General features: G+C 63.9%; 16 protein-coding genes. 13 read left to right on the forward strand and 3 right to left on the reverse strand.

Annotated features, from left to right (window positions below; genetic code table 11):
• Nucleotides 1-89 precede the first annotated feature (89 nt).
• Together fabI and PCJ21_RS14425 are read left to right on the forward strand one after the other, a co-directional pair.
• Entirely contained in the window at nt 90-908 is an 819-nt protein-coding gene (fabI, locus tag PCJ21_RS14420; protein WP_269932113.1) for an enoyl-ACP reductase FabI, read from the forward strand.
• Between the two features lie 28 nt (nt 909-936).
• On the forward strand, nt 937-1524 hold the full coding sequence (locus tag PCJ21_RS14425) for a histidine phosphatase family protein (RefSeq protein ID WP_269932114.1): 588 nt from the start codon (nt 937-939) through the stop codon (nt 1522-1524).
• 21 nt (nt 1525-1545) lie between these two features.
• Here the strand turns inward: PCJ21_RS14425 and PCJ21_RS14430 are convergent, their stop codons facing one another.
• Entirely contained in the window at nt 1546-1794 is a 249-nt protein-coding gene (locus tag PCJ21_RS14430; protein ID WP_269932115.1) for a DUF1344 domain-containing protein, read from the reverse strand.
• 248 nt (nt 1795-2042) lie between these two features.
• Here PCJ21_RS14430 and aroC point away from each other — a divergent pair, with 248 nt between their 5' ends.
• The 3 genes from aroC to PCJ21_RS14445 all read left to right on the forward strand — a co-directional run bounded on the left by aroC (nt 2043) and on the right by PCJ21_RS14445 (nt 5523).
• Nucleotides 2043-3143 (forward strand): chorismate synthase, encoded by a 1101-nt coding sequence (aroC, locus tag PCJ21_RS14435; RefSeq protein WP_269932116.1) that lies wholly within the window; start codon nt 2043-2045, stop codon nt 3141-3143.
• 125 nt (nt 3144-3268) lie between these two features.
• Complete coding sequence (ribB, locus tag PCJ21_RS14440) at nt 3269-4366, forward strand: 3,4-dihydroxy-2-butanone-4-phosphate synthase (protein WP_269932117.1); 1098 nt, start codon at nt 3269-3271, stop codon at nt 4364-4366.
• 173 nt (nt 4367-4539) lie between these two features.
• A complete protein-coding gene (locus tag PCJ21_RS14445; RefSeq protein ID WP_269932118.1) occupies nt 4540-5523 on the forward strand; it encodes a hypothetical protein in 984 nt (327 codons plus the stop codon).
• 48 nt (nt 5524-5571) lie between these two features.
• Here the strand turns inward: PCJ21_RS14445 and PCJ21_RS14450 are convergent, their stop codons facing one another.
• Together PCJ21_RS14450 and PCJ21_RS14455 are read right to left on the reverse strand one after the other, a co-directional pair.
• Nucleotides 5572-6783, reverse strand: a complete 1212-nt coding sequence (locus PCJ21_RS14450; protein ID WP_269932119.1) for an MFS transporter — start codon at nt 6781-6783, stop codon at nt 5572-5574.
• A gap of 97 nt (nt 6784-6880) precedes the next feature.
• On the reverse strand, nt 6881-8101 hold the full coding sequence (locus tag PCJ21_RS14455) for an MFS transporter (RefSeq protein WP_269932120.1): 1221 nt from the start codon (nt 8099-8101) through the stop codon (nt 6881-6883).
• A 152-nt stretch (nt 8102-8253) separates the two neighbouring features.
• Between PCJ21_RS14455 and PCJ21_RS14460 the strand changes: the two genes are divergently transcribed.
• The 8 genes from PCJ21_RS14460 to PCJ21_RS14495 all read left to right on the forward strand — a co-directional run bounded on the left by PCJ21_RS14460 (nt 8254) and on the right by PCJ21_RS14495 (nt 15686).
• Complete coding sequence (locus PCJ21_RS14460; protein WP_269932121.1) at nt 8254-8865, forward strand: TetR/AcrR family transcriptional regulator; 612 nt, start codon at nt 8254-8256, stop codon at nt 8863-8865.
• Nucleotides 8866-8983: 118 nt separating this feature from the next.
• Nucleotides 8984-9910 carry a histone deacetylase family protein gene (locus PCJ21_RS14465; RefSeq protein WP_269932122.1) on the forward strand — a complete coding sequence of 309 codons (927 nt, stop codon included), beginning with the start codon at nt 8984-8986 and terminating at the stop codon, nt 9908-9910.
• A gap of 3 nt (nt 9911-9913) precedes the next feature.
• The gene (locus tag PCJ21_RS14470) at nt 9914-10165 is read left to right on the forward strand and encodes an exodeoxyribonuclease VII small subunit (protein WP_269932123.1); all 252 of its coding nucleotides are present in this window, start codon (nt 9914-9916) and stop codon (nt 10163-10165) included.
• Nucleotides 10166-10311: 146 nt separating this feature from the next.
• The gene (locus PCJ21_RS14475; protein ID WP_269932299.1) at nt 10312-10578 is read left to right on the forward strand and encodes a DUF2277 domain-containing protein; all 267 of its coding nucleotides are present in this window, start codon (nt 10312-10314) and stop codon (nt 10576-10578) included.
• Nucleotides 10579-10621: 43 nt separating this feature from the next.
• Nucleotides 10622-11542, forward strand: coding sequence for a pirin family protein (locus PCJ21_RS14480; protein WP_269932124.1), 921 nt, complete (start codon nt 10622-10624; stop codon nt 11540-11542).
• 77 nt (nt 11543-11619) lie between these two features.
• Nucleotides 11620-13533 (forward strand): 1-deoxy-D-xylulose-5-phosphate synthase, encoded by a 1914-nt coding sequence (dxs, locus tag PCJ21_RS14485; protein WP_269932125.1) that lies wholly within the window; start codon nt 11620-11622, stop codon nt 13531-13533.
• Nucleotides 13534-13584: 51 nt separating this feature from the next.
• Nucleotides 13585-14448: a TlyA family RNA methyltransferase gene (locus tag PCJ21_RS14490; RefSeq protein ID WP_269932126.1), complete on the forward strand. Its 864-nt coding sequence runs from the start codon at nt 13585-13587 to the stop codon at nt 14446-14448.
• Nucleotides 14445-15686, forward strand: a complete 1242-nt coding sequence (locus PCJ21_RS14495) for a class I SAM-dependent RNA methyltransferase (protein WP_269932127.1) — start codon at nt 14445-14447, stop codon at nt 15684-15686. Before PCJ21_RS14490 ends, PCJ21_RS14495 begins: the two co-directional genes overlap by 4 nt.
• Nucleotides 15687-15690: the final 4 nt, after the last annotated feature.

The raw sequence follows: 15690 nt of genomic DNA on the forward strand, positions 1-15690 counted from the left end.
CATATTCGCTGGCGTATGAAAGCTTGAAGGTGGCAAGTGCCTATGCGATAGGGCTCTTAAAACCATTCAAAGTTCAGGAGATCGCGAAAATGGCGGGTGGACAGGGCCTGATGGCCGGCAAGCGCGGCCTAATTCTCGGCGTCGCCAACAATCGATCGATTGCCTGGGGCATTGCCAAGGCGTGCGCCGATCAGGGCGCCGAGCTGGCCTTCACCTATCAGGGCGACGCGCTGAAGAAGCGGGTCGAGCCTTTGGCGGCTGAAATCGGCGCGTTTGTCTGCGGCCATTGCGACGTCACCGACATGTCGACCATCGACGCGGTGTTCGAGACGCTCGAGAAGAAGTGGGGCAAGCTCGACTTCGTCGTGCACGCCATCGGCTTCTCCGACAAGGACGAGCTGACGGGCCGCTATGTCGACACCACCCACGGCAATTTCCTGCGCACCATGGATATCTCGGTCTATTCCTTCACGGCTGTCGCCCAGCGCGCCGAGAAGCTGATGACCGACGGCGGCTCGCTGCTGACCATGACCTATTACGGCGCCGAAAAGGTCATGCCCAACTACAACGTCATGGGCATAGCCAAGGCGGCGCTCGAGGCGAGCGTCAAGTATCTCGCCGTCGACCTCGGCCCGAAGAACATCCGCGTCAACGCGATTTCGGCCGGTCCAATCAAGACGCTTGCCGCCTCCGGCATCGACGACTTCCGCTACATTCTGAAGTGGAACGAGTACAACGCCCCGCTGCGCCGCACCGTTTCGATCGAGGAGGTCGGTGATTCCGGCCTGTACTTCCTGTCGGATATGTCGCGCGGCGTGACCGGTGAGGTCCACCATGTCGATTCAGGCTACCATGTCGTCGGCATGAAGGCCGTCGACGCGCCCGATATCTCCACGGTCAAGGATTGACGAAAAGCCTCGGCCGAAGCCTGCTCGCATGTCGCAAATGATCTACTTCGTACGCCACGGCCAGACGGCCTGGAATGCCGAGCAGCGTCTGCAGGGGCAGGCCGACACCGACATCAATGCGCTCGGCCGCCAGCAGGCCGATCGCAACGGCAAGCGTCTGGCGCAGCTGATCGCCGATCCCGACAAGTTCGATTTCGTCGCCAGCCCGATGCGCCGCACGCGCGAGACCATGGAGCGCGTGCGCAAGGCGATGGGGCTCGACCCGATGGCCTACCGTACCGATCCGCGGCTGGTCGAGGTGCATTTCGGCGACTGGCAGGGCTACACCTTCGCCGAACTCGAGAAGGTACATCCCGGCTCGGCCGATGCGCGCCGCTTCGACAAATGGGATTTCGTGCCACCGGGCCAGGACGCCGAAAGCTACGAGATGCTGACTGTCCGCATCGCGCCGTGGCTTGCCGGGGTGCGGCTGCCGACTGTTTGCGTAACCCATGGCGGCGTGCTGCGATCGGTTTTCAGGCTGGTCGAGCATATGTCCAAAAACAACGCCGCGGCCCTGGAGATCCCCCAGGACCGCGTGCTGAAGCTCGAAGACGGCAAGCTGGTCTGGCTGTAGGCCCGGCCGCCGCGCTGCCGTTCACTGCGGCAGCTGCATGTCGGTAATCAGGTTTTCGCCTGAAACGACGTCATACGCGATCAGAATGTCCATTCCGGGCTTGATGTTGTCGACGTCGAATTCTCCCGGCAGCTTGTAGGACTTGCCGTTGTCGAGCGTGATGACAGCCTTGTCCTTGTCGATCGACTTGATCTGGCCTTCTGCTTCGGCGGCGAAAGCCGCACCGGAAGCCATCAGAATGGCGGCAAAAGCGCCAATAAGGGTACGCATGTCGTCCTCTTTCTACTGCGCCTCTCCCAACGAAGGCGAACGATTTTTCTTATGCGGTCGGAGGGAAGCAGAAACCAACCGAATGTGTCAAAACTAAATCGCCTTCAATCACAGTTTGACCCCCACTAAAACTCCCGGTTGAGCGTTGAAACCTGCACCGGACGCCAAGGCTGCAGCCGTTCGAAAAGGAATTTTACTTTTCGGGGCCATGCGCTAGAACGCGGCGACCTGCCGGAAAGGGCCTTTCTATGTCGCACAACACCTTCGGCCATCTGTTTCGCGTCACGACCTGGGGCGAGAGCCACGGACCGGCGCTCGGCTGCGTCGTCGACGGTTGTCCGCCCGGCATCCGCTTTACGCTGAAGGACATCCAGGACGAGCTCGACAAGCGCAAGCCCGGCCAGTCGCGTTTCGTCACGCAGCGCCGCGAGCCCGACGAGGTCAAGGTGCTCTCCGGCGTAGTCCTCGACGAGGACGGCGAGACGCTCATTTCCACCGGCACGCCGATCTCGATGATGATCGAAAACGTCGATCAGCGCTCGAAGGACTACGGCGAGATCGCCAGGCAGTACCGACCCGGCCACGCCGACTACACCTACGATGCCAAGTACGGCCTGCGCGACCATCGCGGCGGTGGCCGTTCGTCGGCGCGTGAGACCGCGGCCCGCGTTGCGGCGGGCGCCATCGCGCGCAAGGTCGTGCCTGGCCTGGTGGTGCGCGGGGCGCTGGTGTCGATGGGCACCAAGAATATCGACCGCGCCAATTGGGACTGGGATTTCATCGGCAGCGCCGAAAACCCGTTCTTCACGCCCGATGCCGCGTCGGTTGAGGTGTTCGCCGACTACCTCGACGGTATTCGCAAGTCGGGATCATCTGTCGGCGCTGTCATCGAGATCGTCGCCGAGGGCGTACCGGCCGGTCTTGGCGCGCCGATCTATGGCAAGCTCGACCAGGACCTCGCCTCCAACCTGATGTCGATCAACGCCGTCAAGGGCGTCGAGATCGGCAACGGCTTCGAGGCCGCGAGGATTACCGGCGAGGAAAATGCCGACGAGATGAGGATGGGCAATGATGGCCAGCCAATGTTCCTGTCCAATCATGCCGGCGGCATTCTGGGCGGCATTTCCACCGGACAGGCGGTGGTCGCACGCTTCGCCGTCAAGCCGACATCGTCGATCCTCACCCCGCGCAAATCCATCGACAAGGATGGTAAGGAGGTCGACGTGATGACCAAGGGCCGTCATGATCCCTGCGTTGGCATTCGCGCCGTGCCGATAGGTGAAGCGATGGTGGCCTGCGCCATTGCCGACCATTATCTGCGCCATCGCGGCCAGACGGGAAGGATCTAGCGGCATCGGGCGATAGGCGACCGTGGCCGTGGGGCATTTCGCCCTGCCTGCAAAAAAGCCTACTGCCTTGCCGCCTGATTGTCCTAGTCTGCATTTGAACGACACACGCACCGAGTGACCACGCCATGGCATACGACCAGAAGAAAATCGTCGAAGCGCTGAGAGCCTTCGAGCGCGGTGAGATTGTGGTCGTCATGGATGACGACGGCCGCGAGAACGAAGGCGATCTGATCGTTGCCGCCGTTCATTGCACGCCCGAGAAGATGGCGTTCATCGTGCGTCACACCTCGGGCATCGTCTGCACGCCGATGCTCAAGGAAGACGCCCGCCGGCTGAACCTTGCGCCGATGGTCGCCGACAACGATTCCGCGCACACCACGGCCTTTACCGTCAGCGTCGATTTCAAGCATGGCACCACGACCGGTATCTCCGCAGACGACCGCACGCTGACTGTGCGCAATCTTGCCAATCCGAATGTCGGCGGCGGCGACTTCGTCCGCCCGGGCCACATCTTCCCGCTGATCGCGCGCGAAGGCGGCGTGCTGATGCGCTCCGGCCATACCGAGGCCGCGGTCGACCTGTGCAAGCTCGCCGGCCTGCCGCCGGTCGGCGTCATTTCCGAACTGGTCAATGACGACGGCACGGTCATGCGCGGCCCGCAGGTCGCCGCCTTTGCCGAAAAGAACAATCTCAAGCAGGTCTCGGTCGCCGATCTGATCGCCTATCGCCAGCGCCAGGAAACGCTGATCGAGCGCGTCAGCAGCTTCGACATCGACACCCCTGCCGGCAAGGCCAAGGCCATCACCTACACGCTGCCATGGGACGTCATGCACCACCTGGCGATTGTCTTCGGCGACATTCGCGATGGCGAGGAGGTGCCGGTGCGCCTGCATGCCGAAGACGTCGTCACCGACGTTTTTGGCACCAGCAATCGCCTCGACGACATCATGAAGACGTTTGGCGAATGCAATCGCGGCGTGATCGTCTATCTGCGCGAGGGGTCGGTCGGCGTTTCCAATCTCGGCCGCAATCGGCCAGTGGCCGAGCGCGAAGACCATGAAGAAGCGCGTCGCCGCGAGGATGAATGGCGCCAGATCGGCCTTGGCGCGCAGATCCTGAAAGACCTCGGTATTTCGTCGATCAATCTGATCGCCTCGCGCGAGCGCCACTATGTCGGCCTCGAGGGCTTCGGCATCCGCATCGCCAAGACCGAAATCCGCTAGCGCCGAGGGTTTTTCCACCGGAAAAGCGCTGTCTTCAGGTAGGCGGCGAAACGCCCGCCCGGCGTGCTTTTTGTTGCCCAACAGTGCCTCGGGGTCGCTACGGTTGTGCGCGCCTGTGGTTGACAACCGTTCGTCGCAGCGCATCCTCGTGCTCCTCTCGGGGGAGATTCGGCATGTGGGATTTCAGCATCGGCACGAGCCTGGCGATCATGGCGCGCACCTGGCCGTTCATCGCCCTGCGCATGGTCGTCTATTTCGGGATTACCCTTGCTTACATCGTCGCGACGGGTGCCGGAGCAGGCGTCGGCTATGGCGTGGGCCACGCAGCCGCTGATCCCGACGGGCCGGTTTCCTTTGCGTTGTGGGGCGGTATCGCCGGATTCGGCGTCGTTTCCATCGCGGTCTACTGGGTGCGCGAATACATCCTCTACATCGTCAAGGCTGGCCATATCGCGGTGATGGTGCATCTGCTTGATGGTCGCGAAATCCCTGGCGGCCAGAACCAGATCGCCTATGCCCGCGAGGTCGTCACCGAGCGCTTCAGCGAAGCAAGCGTGCTGTTTGTCCTCGACCAACTGGTCAAGGGCGCGGTGCGCGCCATAACCGGGCTGATCGGCGGCATCGCGGCGTTCCTGCCGCTCCCGGGCCTCGATGGGCTGGTCAGGTTCCTCAATACCGTCATTCGCATGTCGCTGACCTATGTCGACGAGATCATTCTTGCCTACAACATCAGGGTCGGCAGCAATTCGCCGTGGCAGACCGCGCGTCAGGGCGTCGTCCTTTATGCCCAGAACGGCAAGATCATGCTCAAGAACGCGGTTTGGCTGTCGATCGTCGCGTGGGTGGTGTCGCTGCTCGTCTTCCTGTTCATGCTCGCGCCAGCCGGCGCCATTCTCTACTTCATGCCGGGCGAACTCGCCGGCTGGGCCTTCGTCATGGCAATCGTCTTTGCCTGGGCCTTTAAGGCGGCGCTGATCGAGCCGTTCGCCATCGCGTCGCTGATGCAGGTCTATTTCAAGGCGATCGAGGGACAGGTTCCCAATCCCGAATGGGACCGCAGGCTCGAGGACGCGTCGTCGAAGTTCCGCGAGCTCAAGGAAAAGGCGTTCGGCTCCGGCGAGGCTTCGCGCTGGGACGGCGCGCCAAGGAACGTCTGAACGATATGCAGCCGGCGCGGCCTGCTTGGGGCCGCGCCGGCTGGTTTCTTACGTGGCGGGGACCGGTGTCGCCACTGTCCGTGTCGAGCGCTGCAGTGTGCCCTGGCCGAGGAAGGTGATCGCAAGCGCTGCGAAGCCTGCCCCCAGCGAAACCAGGAAGCCGTCCGCCGCACCGAGCTCGTCGATGATCCAGCCGGAAGCCGACGAGCCGAGCGCCAGGCCGATGCTGATGCCGGTGATCGCCCAGGTCATGCCTTCCGTCAGCTTGGACGATGGCACCAACTGCTCGACCAGCGCCATCGAGGTGATGATCGTCGGCGACACGGCGATGCCGGCTATGAACAGGACGACGGCCATCGTCGGGATGCTCGTCACCATCAGCAGCGGCAGCGTGGTGAGTGCCGCCAGGGCAATGGTGATGAGCAACTGGCGCGCCAGCGGCAGCTTCAGTTTCAGGGCGCCGAAGGCGACGCCGGCAATGAGCGAGCCTGCAGCATAGGCGGCGAGGGTCAAGCCTGCGGCGCCCTTGTCCCCTTGAGCTTCGGCAAACGCCACGGCCGTCACTTCGGACGTGCCGAAGATCGCGCCGATGGCCATCAGCGTGAGCACGAGGATCTGCATCGACGGAAGCCGGATGACGGAGGCGCCGCCGCCCCTGTCTTGTGCATGGACGGGCGGTTCGGTCGACTTTTGCGCGGCAAACAGCAGGTTGCCGATTGCCAGCAATACCGTTGCCACAAGTGGCCCGGCCTCTGGAAACACGCCGACGCTCAACCCGATCGAGACGATCGGACCGGCGATGAAGATCATTTCGTCGGCGATTGATTCAAAGGCGAACGCCGTGTGCAGCTTGGGTGTGTTGCGATACAGCTCGGTCCAGCGTGCCCTGACCATGGCGCTCATGCTGGGCATGGTGCCTGCCATGACGGCGAACACGAACAGAGCCCAGTTTGGCGCGCCATAGTGCGTGGACAGCATCAGTCCGGAAAGCGCTGCAACCGCAGCGATGGTGCCGGGGATCAGAATTCTGCTCTGTCCGTAGCGGTCGACGAGCCGCGACACCTGCGGCGCGATAAGCGCGTTCGAAAACGCGAATGTCGCTGCAACCGCACCCGCCAGCCAGTATTCGCCGTGGGTTTCCGAAAGCATGGTCACGATTCCGAGCGTGATCATCGACAGCGGCAGGCGGGCGACGAAGCCGGCGGCCGAGAACGCCTTGGCGCCGGGCGCCTTGAAGATTTCTGTGTAGGGATTACGCATGGAAGTCACCGGATATCTGAGATTTCAAAGGCAGTCGAGCCGCCTGGGGCGGCGGCTCGTTGGTTCTGTCGCGAGGTCTTTGCGGGAGGATGGAGGCTCATTCGGCCGCTTGCGCCTGCGCTTGCGGCAACTCGTTGTCGGGCTCGCCGGCGAGTGTTTTCTGGCCAAGCAGGACGACAATGAACGAGATCGTGCCTGCCGCCACCGACACCCAGAAGCCGTTCTGCGCGCCAAAATTGTCGACGACCCAGCCGGCAATGAACGCGCCCAACGCCATGCCGATGCCGATGCCGGTCATCACCCAGGTGATGCCCTCGGTCAGCATGGCCTCGGGCACTCGCCGCTCGATCAGGCCGAAGGCCATGATGAAGGTTGGCGAGATCGCAACGCCGCTGACGAAGATGGCAAGCGCGAGCAGCGGCACCGTGTCCGCAACCAGCAAAGGAAGCGTGGTCAAGGCGACGACAGCGATTGCGATGGCGAGCAGGCGCTGTTTCGGTGCCTTGAGGTTCAGCGCCCCGACAATCAGGCCGACGATCAGCGAGCCGGCGGCGTAGACGCCGATGACCAGGCTGGCGGCGGTGGGTTGTCCGAGTTCCTTGGTGATCGCCACGGCGCTGACTTCGGCTGTGGCGAAGATCGAACCGACGAAAATGAGCGCCAGCGTAATCACCTGGACCGGACGCAGCATGATCGCCGAGCCGCCGCCTGCCAGTTCCGGTGCCCTGACCCTGGGCTCGCTTGACCGTTGCAGGATGAAGGCGGCCATGCCGAAGGCCAGGAACAGCGTGCTCGCCAGCATTCCGGCTTCCGGAAACAAGGCGACGCTCAGGCCGACCGAAAGCGAGGCGCCGGCGATGTAGACCATTTCGTCGGCGACCGATTCGAAGGCGAAGGCGGTGTTGAGTTCCGGCCGGTCGCGGAAGATCTCGGTCCAGCGCGCGCGCACCATGGCTGGCACGCTCGGCATGGCCGCTGCCAGGAATGCCGTTGCGAACAGCGTCCAGACGGGCCAGTTATAGTGGGTCGCGAGGAGCAGGATGGCAAAGGCGAGGACCGAAACGAGGGTTGTGGGGACAGCCACTGCGGTCTGGCCGAGCCGGTCGATCTGGCGAGAAAGCTGTGGGGCGACGAACGCGTTGGTCAGCGCGAAAGTGGCCGAGACCGCGCCGGCCAGCCAGTATTCGCCCCGTGTCTGCGACAGCATCGCAACGATGCCGATAGGGGCCATGGCGATCGGCAGGCGGGCGATGAAGGCGGCCGCTGCGAAGCCCTTGGCCCCGGGAACCCGGAAAATTTCACCATACGGATTGTGCATCGGAGCACTCCTGGGAATTCGAGGATGCGCCACCTACATACGCGGCGTATGTGAATGAGATAATTGCATACGCGACGTATGTCAATTATCATATACGCGGCGTATGTGAAAAAACACGCGACGTATGTGAAGAGACCGTCTGGGAACAAGCGATGAAGACAGCGCACAAGCCCCGTAGCGAAATGATTGCCGAAACGCGCGCCAAGCTGATCGCTGCCGCGCGCAACGCCTTTGCGACCGTGGGGTATGCCAACGCGTCGATGGATGATTTCACCGCCGAGGCCGGGCTCACGCGCGGCGCGCTCTATCACCACTTTGGCGACAAGAAGGGCCTGTTCGAGGCTGTCATGGCCCAGATCGACCATGAGATGTCGGTGCGCCTCACTACCATCTCGGCCAGGGCCAGGACGCGCTGGCAGGGTTTCGTCGACGAGAACATCGCTTATGTCGAAATGGCGCTGGAGCCCGAAATCCAGCGCATCGTCCTGCGCGACGGTCCGGCGGTTCTCGGCGACCCGGCGCAATGGCCCAACGCCAACGCCTGTATCTTGTCGATATCGGGCAATCTCGCTGCGTTGAGGCAGGAGGGCGTCATTCGCGACATCGACCCCGAGGCGATGGCGCGGCTGATCAGCGGCGCATCGCTCTATGCCGCGCAGTGGATCGCCAATTCCGAAGACCCGGCCGCCACCTCAAGGAAGGCGGTCAAGGCGTTCCGCGCGCTGATGGAGGGGCTGCTGGTCAACGGCAAGGCGGTCAGCTAGGGGCGGCCTTGGCTGGCGGTTCCCGTCGGGTCGGTAACGGCGCGACGGCTGCCGATTTTCCCCAGGGCTTTGACAGGTATGGCGTGGTCTGGCCGGCCATTGCTGATAAGGTGGGGCGATGACCACTCGGCTCTACACGCATCCGATCTATCTCGAACACCTGATGCCCGCCGGCCACCCCGAGCGGCCCGACAGGTTGCGGGCCATCGAGCGTGCGCTCGACGACGAACCTTTTGAAGCGCTCGACCGTGTCGAGGCGCCGGAAGGCGATGAACAGACGATCCTGCTGGTTCATCCCGAGCCTTTCGTCGAGGACATCCGCCTGAGGGTGCCGGAAGAAGGCCTCGTCAGGATCGATGGCGACACCGTCGTCAGCCCGAACAGCTGGCGCGCGGCGATCACTGCGATAGGCGCGGCAAATGCCGCCGTGGACGACGTGTTCACCGGCAAGGCCGACAACGTCTTCGTCGCCTCGCGTCCACCCGGGCACCATGCCGAGAAAACCACGGCGATGGGCTTTTGCCTGTTCAACAATGCCGCGATCGCGGCGCGCTACGCCCAGCGCCGGCATGGCGCCGAGCGCGTCGCCATCGTCGACTGGGACGTCCATCACGGAAACGGCACCCAGGACATCTTCTGGAACGACCCGTCCGTGCTCTATTGCTCGACGCATCAGATGCCGCTGTTTCCAGGCACTGGCGCAAAGAGCGAGACCGGCGCAGGCAACATCGTCAATGCGCCGCTCGCGCCCGATACCGGCAGCGACCTCTTCCGGGAGGCGTTCCGCTCGCGCGTGCTGCCGGCACTCGACAATTTCGCGCCCGACCTGATCATCATCTCGGCCGGCTTCGATGCGCACCATCGCGACCCGCTGGCCGAGATCAACCTGACCGAAGCCGACTTCGACTGGGCGACGGGGCAATTGATGGACCGTGCCGCAAGGCATTCGTCGAACCGTCTCGTCAGCTTGCTCGAAGGCGGCTATGACCTCCATGGGCTGGCCTTTTCCGTCGCCGCCCACGTTACCCGCCTGATGAAAGGATGAACCATGGCCGTTGAGCCCAATGACGAAATCAAGGCGATGAGCTTCGAGCAGGCGCTGGCCGCACTGGAAAAGATCGTCGACGACCTGGAGCGCGGCGACGTGCCGCTCGACCAGTCGATCAAGATCTACGAGCGTGGTGAAGCGCTTAAGGCGCACTGCGATCGCCTGCTCAAGACGGCCGAAGACAAGGTCGAGAAGATCCGCCTGTCGCGCGACGGCAAGCCAGTTGGCACGGAACCGCTCGACGGGGAGTGAGCAGGCGGGGGCGGCGCGTTTCGCTTCGCCCTCGTAACCATGCTCGCCAACGTCCGGCTCCGCCGGCAGCCAATGGCTTGACCTTGCGGCATGTTGCGCCCAGTTATGGGGTACCCATACGGTTGAATGAAACCAGGGAGTTGGCTATGTGCCGCAACATCAAGACATTGTTCAATTTTGATCCGCCGGCGACGCATGACGAAATCCGCGACGCAGCTCTCCAGTTCGTGCGCAAACTGAGCGGTTCGACCAAACCTTCGAAGCGAAACGAAGAAGCGTTTCACCTGGCGGTCGACAGGATCGCCGAAGCGGCGCACGATCTGCTTCATTCCATGGAAACGCACCAGCACCCGCGCAACCGCGAGGAAGAAGCCGCAAAGGCGAAGGCGCGCTCGGCGTTGAGGTTTGCGTAGAAGCAACATCGTTGTCGATCCTCCGTCTCCCTAGGATGTACCCATGAGCTTCTTCCCAGCCAATGATCCGACCCCCGGCGACGCCTTTTCCTGCGACCAGATCGAACTGATGGTCGTGCCAAACGCCAAGGACATCGACGGTTTCCAGGTGCGCCGCGCCCTGCCGACGGCCAAGCGCCGGCTGGTCGGGCCGTTCATCTTTTTCGACCGCATGGGGCCCGCCATCATGCGCGCCGGTCAGGCGCTCGATGTCCGCCCGCATCCGCATATCGGGCTGGCGACCGTGACCTACCTGTTCGACGGCAAGATCAGGCACCGTGATTCGCTGGGCACCGAAATGGTCATTGCGCCGGGCGACGTGAACCTGATGACGGCGGGCAGCGGCATCGTTCACTCCGAGCGTACGCCAGAGGAATTGCGCGGCTCGCCGATGTCGATGTCGGGGCTGCAGACCTGGCTTGCCTTGCCCGACGGCAAGGAGGAGGTCGCGCCGCTGTTCGAAAACACCGCCGCGGCGGAGCTGCCGGCATTCGATGCCGATGGCGTTTCCGGACGCGTCATCATCGGCGATTTCAAGGGGTTGCGCGCCCCGGTGCGCCAGGCGTCCGATACGCTTTACGCCGACATCCGGCTGGCGCCGGGCGCCCGGATCAAGATTCCCGCCGATGCGGAGGAGCGTGCCATCTACACGCTCGACGGCGAAATCGACATTCTCGGCGATCGCTTCCCGATCGAGCGGCTTCTGGTGTTCAAACCGGGCGACGAGATCGTCGTGTCGTCGGAGCGGGGAGCGCATTTCATGCTGTTCGGCGGCGCCTCGCTCGGCTCCAAGCGCTATATCTGGTGGAACTTCGTGTCGTCGTCGAAGGAGCGGATCGAGCAGGCAAAGAACGAATGGAAGACCGGCCGCTTCGATATCGTTCCCGGTGATGAGGAAGAGTTCATTCCCTTGCCCGAGAGCTGAGCCGCGTCACCGCCGCGCATTTACATTCGGTGCTCGGGGTCGTATCTGCCAAAGGTTAACGGATGCCAGTCGGTTTGATGAACGCGAAACTTGAAACACCTCTGCTCGACAAGGTCCATGTGCCGGCCGATTTGCGCGCGCTCGACGAAGCGCAGCTGCCGCAGCTTGCGAGCGAATTGCGCGCCGAGCTGATCGACGTCGTCTCGCAGACAGGCGGCCATCTTGGCGCTGGTCTCGGCGTTGTCGAACTGACCGTGGCGCTGCATTACGTCTTCGACACGCCCGGCGATCGGCTTGTCTGGGACGTCGGCCACCAGGCCTATCCGCACAAGATCCTGACCGGACGCCGCGACCGCATGCGCACCTTGCGCCAGGAGGGCGGGCTCTCCGGCTTCACCAAGCGCAGCGAGAGCGAATATGATCCGTTCGGCACCGCGCACTCCTCGACGTCTATTTCGGCCGGTCTCGGCATGGCCGCGGCCCGCGACCTCGATGGTGGCAAGAACAACGTCATAGCTGTCATCGGCGACGGCGCGATGTCGGCCGGCATGGCCTATGAGGCGATGAACAACGCCGGCGCGCTGGGTGCTCGGCTGATCGTCATTCTCAACGACAACGACATGTCGATTGCGCCACCTGCCGGAGCCATGAGCGCCTATCTTGCGCGTCTTGCTTCGGGCCGCACCTATGCCGGCGTGCGCGAGCTTGGCAAGAAGCTGACCTCCTATCTCGGCCGCCGCGTCGACCGCGCGATCACCCGCGCCGTCGAGCACGCGCGCGGCTTCGTCACCGGCGGCACGCTGTTCGAGGAGATGGGTTTCTTCCACATCGGCCCGATCGACGGCCACAATCTCGAGCACCTGGTTCCTGTCCTCAAGAACGTCCGCGACAACGGCACCGGACCGGTGCTGATCCATGTCGTGACCCAGAAGGGCAAGGGCTACGCGCCGGCGGAAGCCGCCGCCGACAAGTATCACGGCGTCAACAAGTTCGACGTCATCACCGGTGCTCAGGCCAAGGCGCCGGCAAATGCGCCGAGCTACACCAAGGTCTTCGCCGAAAGCCTGGTCCAGGAGGCACGCGAGGACGACAAGATCGTGGCCGTCACCGCGGCCATGCCGTCGGGCACCGGGCTCGACCTGTTTGGTGAGGCGTTTCCATCACGTACGTTCGACGTCGGCATCGCCGAGCAGCATGCGGTGACCTTTGCCGCGGGCCTCGCCACCGAAGGTTACCGGCCGTTCGTCGCGATCTATTCGACCTTCCTGCAACGCGCCTACGACCAGGTCGTGCACGACGTCGCCATCCAGAAGCTGCCGGTGCGTTTCCCCATCGATCGCGCCGGCTTTGTCGGCGCCGACGGCCCGACCCACTGCGGCGCCTTCGACACCACCTATCTCGCCTCGCTGCCGGACTTTGTCGTCATGGCGGCAAGCGACGAGGCTGAACTGCGCCATATGGTGCGCACGGCTGCCGAGTATGATGAAGGTCCGATCTCCTTCCGCTATCCCCGCGGCAACGGCGTCGGCGTCGACATGCCCGAGCGCGGCCAGGTCCTGGAGATCGGCAGGGGCCGCATCGTCAGGGAAGGCACCAAGGTCGCGCTGCTGTCCTTCGGGACGCGTCTCAAGGACTGCCTGCTCGCCGCGGAGGAACTCGGCGCTGCCGGCCTGTCGACGACAGTCGCCGACGCGCGCTTTGCCAAGCCGTTGGATGAAGACCTGATCCGCCGGTTGGCGCGCTCGCACGAAGTGCTGGTGCTGGTCGAGGAAGGTTCGGTCGGCGGCTTCACCAGCCAGGTGCTCGACTTCCTCGCCCGCAACGGCTTGCTCGACAACGGTCTCAAGGTTCGCGCGCTGACGCTGCCCGACCAGTTCGTGGATCACGCCAACCCCGACAAGATGTATGTCGATGCCGGCCTCGATTCCGGCGGTATTGTTCGCACGGTCTTTGCCGCGCTCGGCAAGGCCGCCCAGGCTGCTCGGGCCTGAACGGATCGAGTGAGCGCTTGCCTTGCAGGCGCGCATTCGCCATTGAAAGCCATGGAAATCTCACGGCAAGCCGCATCTGCCCGGAAATCGAAGTCGGTTCTCGGCAAGCACGTTGCGCAGGATCAGGAAGCTGGAGCGCCTTCGAGCACCCAACCGGATGCGCAGCGCTCGGAGGGCAGCCTGCGGCTCGACGAACTGCTCGTCAGCCGCGGCCTGTTTGCCAGCCGCTCGCGGGCGCGCGATGCGGTGACGCGCGGCGCGGTGTCCGTTGACGGCCAGGTGGTGAAGAAGCCCGGCCAGACCGTCGCCAGCACCGTCGGCATCGCGGTCGATGATCCGGCCCAGGCCTATGTGTCGCGCGCGGCGCTCAAGCTCATCGCCGGACTCGATCATTTCGGCTTCGATCCCGCAGGCAGCCGGGCGCTCGATGTCGGCGCGTCGACTGGTGGCTTCACGCAGGTTCTGCTGGAACGCGGCGCTGAGCATGTGGTGGCGATCGACGTCGGCCACGGCCAGATGGCCGACAGGCTCAAGGCAGATCGGCGCGTCACCTGCCGGGAGGGGCTCAATGCCCGCAACCTGACGTCGGACGATCTCGACGGGCATCGCCCTGACTTCATCGTGTCCGATGTCAGCTTCATCTCGCTGCGTCTTGCCCTGCCGAATGCCCTCGAGCTGGCGGCTCGCGGCGCGCGCGGAGTCTTTCTGGTCAAGCCGCAGTTCGAGGCCGGCCGCGAGGCGATCGGCAAGGGCGGGCTGTTGAAGAATCCGAACGACGGTCCCCGCATGGCCGAAGAGCTTTTCGGCTGGCTCGACGCCGTACCCGGCTGGCGCGCCGTCGGCACATGTCCGTCGCCGCTCGAAGGCGGTGACGGCAACCTCGAATACCTGCTCGCTGGAGTGAAAGATCGATGACGACACGGTTCGAGATTGCGCGTCTGGGCGCGCATGGCGACGGCGTCGTCGACATGAATGGCGGCCACGTCTTCGTGCCGTTTGCGCTGCCGGGCGAGGTGGTGACAGCCGCGCGCGACAGGGACAGGGCGCAGCTGATCGCGGTGCTGGAAGCATCGCCCCAGCGTGTTGCCCCGGCGTGCCGGCATTTCACCGAATGCGGCGGCTGTGCCATCCAGCATCTCGAAGACAGCGCCTACCGCGAATGGAAGCGTGGCCTTGTGGTCCATGCCCTGAAGGGGCGGGGCATCGATGTCGAGGTCGGCGAGCTTGTCAGCTGCCCTCCTCACAGCCGCCGTCGCGCCGCTTTTACCGCCCGCAACACGGAAACCGGCCTGCATCTCGGCTACAACAAGGCGTTCTCCAACGTCATAGTCGACATCACCGAATGTCCGGTACTGGTGCCGCAAATCGTCGAGGCGACGGGCACCTTGCGCCATCTCGCCGGCATCATCGCCAACACCTCGAAGCCGTTCAGGTTCCTGGTGACGTCGACCGAAACCGGGCTCGACGTTGCCGCCAGCGATTGCGGCAAGCCGACCGAAGCCATCCGCCGCGCCGCCACCGACTTCGTCATCAAGTCGAAGATCGCCCGTCTTTCCATCGATGGCGAAACTATCGTCGAACCGGTCAAGCCGGCGCTGACCTTCGGCACGGCGACCGTCACCCCGCCGACCGGCGGCTTCGTGCAGGCCGTCGCCGAGGCGGAGCAGGCAATGGCGTCGCTGGTTGCCGGACACTTGCGCAAGGCCAAGAAGGTCGCCGACCTGTTTTCGGGGTCGGGAACCTTTGCCCTGCGCCTGGCCGCCAATTCCGAGATCCACGCTGTCGAAGGCGATGGTCCGGCACTTGCAGCGCTCGACCGCGGCTTCCGCTTTGCCAATGGCATGAAGCGGGTGACGGTCGAGCGCCGCGACCTCGATCGCCGTCCGCTGACCTTCAAGGAACTGAACGCCTTCGACGGCATTGCGTTCGATCCGCCGCGCGCCGGCGCTGAAGACCAGTGCAAGCAGATCGCCCGCTCCGATGTGCCGTATGTCGCTGCGGTGTCCTGCAATCCGGCGACGCTCGCGCGCGATCTCAGGATACTCATCGACGGCGGCTATGCCTTGAAGAGCGTCACGCCCATCGACCAGTTCCTGTGGTCCCACCACGTCGAGGCGGTGGCGCTGCTGGAGAAGCCGAAGAAGCGTCGGTGAACGG

Source organism: Aminobacter sp. HY435, assembly GCF_027568395.1.
Classification (GTDB): domain Bacteria; phylum Pseudomonadota; class Alphaproteobacteria; order Rhizobiales; family Rhizobiaceae; genus Aminobacter.